The organism is Cupriavidus sp. SK-3, assembly GCF_000611145.1.
In the GTDB taxonomy this organism is placed as follows: Bacteria; Pseudomonadota; Gammaproteobacteria; order Burkholderiales; family Burkholderiaceae; genus Cupriavidus.
Genome location: NZ_JFJV02000114.1, coordinates 1 through 2,226, shown reverse-complemented (window position 1 = coordinate 2,226; position 2,226 = coordinate 1). Strand labels below are relative to the sequence as shown.

The window sequence follows — 2,226 nt, the reverse complement described above, 5'->3', positions numbered from 1 at the left end:
GCCATGGCGTCGTGGAGCGCATGGTGCCACGTTCTGCCGGGCGATTCATGGTAGGCCGTTCCTGCTTCCTTCCAGCCTGGCAAACCAAGCCAGTTGCCAAGATCAAACCTACCTCTCAAGTTCGATGGAAGCTCATCGCCCAAGATATCGATTAACAGCTCCCAGTCGGTGAAATTGTCGCATCCTATGATCACGTCGTCAGGCAGTTCCGTGAACCAGGTGCGAAGCCTTGAAGGGAGTTCATCTCTAACGACCTCCGCCCCTTCGACTTTGCTCAGTTGAGACAGTACGGCTGCACGAACGAATTGGTTACATTTGCTTCGATCGAAGTCCAGAACCTCGGCGTAGAATTTGCGGCCATCCTCCGCCACCAACGCAATGCTGATAAGCTCACAATCAATCGGGTCGGTAAATTCGGTATCAAGGAAAACGAGCATTCTGATAACGTTGCGTGCCTGAGGCGGAAGCCCAAGTTTATACAGTAATAGGTCCAATCAGGGCGGAAGCCCCCTAATAATACATTTCCTAGGAATGAAATGCTGCGAGTTACTGTAGAGCTGATACCGGATGGCGACGAACAGAGAGCAAGCGTATTGGGAGAGTTGGAGATCAGCAACGATGAAACGGGCTCAGAATTAACCGGCAACTACGATGTGGAGTTAAGGGAGTTCTCGCGCTCTATATCGGGCGAGCCTGTAGTCTATAAAACGATCGCGCGCGTCTATGATGTCGAACGGGACATTGCGAGACCAATGCAGGTTGTGGGGATAGCTCTGAGTGTAGTCGCACCCGTTAAGCGAACCATGTCATCAAATATGCATTCATGGGGTGAGATTGTCCAACGGGGTGCTTGATCTCGTCGCCACGTCTGACTGGCACGTGCCGGCACGGCCTTCATAGGCGGGTTGGCGTGAAGGCACCTTGGAACGATTGCTCAACGATGGTAACCACGCCACATGATGAAGGTCTGGTGCCCAGAAGCAAGATGCGTTGACGACGGTACTACTCCGACAAGCAGAGGCGACAAACCATGGCAATTCAACAAAAATTGCGTCTTTTGGGGCGATGGTTGCCCGTAGGCCTCCCGTACTTCCGCCATTCGACCACGACTTATCTTCACCTGAAGGATGTGCCATACGAACTCGAGGCTCCGATCGGGCGCTGGCTAGCGCTGCATCCAGAGTTGGTTGAGTGCGACTCGAAGGATTGCGTGCTGATAGTGGGTCCAAATGGCACCGCGATTAGCCAGGATGGATGGTCCGAGTTTGTGTCTTGGATCGTCGCCACGCTCGGAGAGAAGTTGGCTGAGCTTGAGAGCTCTACACCTGACACATAGACAACTGACAACAGGTGTCATTGGCCAAGGAGTTAAGCGCCTTGCTGGCGGTAGCCGGGTCCCATGGCCGCACTCTCCACCCCGTACAAGGTTGGCGTATCGCGTAACCACAGATGATGCTCGTTGGGATCAAGCGAATGATCCGAGCTGCAATCGACTTGCCAGCGACGGAGCGCATAACCAACGACCGCGGCACGAATTTGCGCACGCAGAACACCGTCATTCATACCGTAATCCGCTTGGATTGCGTCCGGGTGTTTCAGTCCCGGGTGCGGCACTAGTTCCAAATCAACGATCCGTGCCCACTGAGCATCCGCCCGCCGCAACTCCTCGTCAGCAGGGTCGCCAACAACTTGTTTCGCGGACGTCATTCTAGACACCACGAAATCGGAAAAGCGCTGACTGGCACGGTCGAAGGCTCTCACGTGCCAACGGATGCCGTTGTCCACAAGAGCGTGGGGCACTAGCTCGCGCTCGCTCGCCCCGGACGTCAGTGACAGGTAGGAAACTTCGACAGCGCTACTTTTGTAGATGGCACGCGTGACCTCGGCCACCACATCCAGGCGTGGCTTGCCAATGGCATGCACCGATTCGCCGTGTACTGCTCTACGCAGTTTGAGGTTGAGCCCATCGCCAAAGCCCAGTGTTAACCAAGAGAGAATGCGGGCAGAATCGAAGGAAAACACCGGCTGAAGGCTTTGGTGGGCACGTAGGCCTTGGCCGAGCCATCATAGAAGAGATTGTCCCGCGCCATATGACGGTACGCGATGATGTCCCGCGTTGCCGCTGCGGCCTTGATTCCGAAACGGGCCTCCAAGTCGGCACGACGCAGTTCGCCGCAAAAAATAGCGCGGTACTCTAGTCTTACTGTGTCATAAAATATAGTGCAT

At 55.0% G+C, this 2,226-nt stretch carries 2 protein-coding genes and 1 pseudogene; all 3 read right to left on the bottom strand.

The genetic code is table 11. From position 1 onward, the window contains the following. Positions 1-437: hypothetical protein (locus tag CF70_RS12040; protein WP_035864580.1), on the bottom strand; the 437-nt coding region annotated here is incomplete at its 3' end. Positions 438-1,368: 931 nt separating this feature from the next. Beyond that, on the bottom strand, positions 1,369-2,022 hold the full coding sequence (locus CF70_RS12030) for a WYL domain-containing protein (RefSeq protein ID WP_349675109.1): 654 nt from the start codon (positions 2,020-2,022) through the stop codon (positions 1,369-1,371). Then, positions 1,983-2,226, bottom strand: a pseudogene (locus CF70_RS38785) (hypothetical protein); the annotation flags it as partial. The pseudogene CF70_RS38785 and the gene CF70_RS12030, both read right to left, overlap by 40 nt.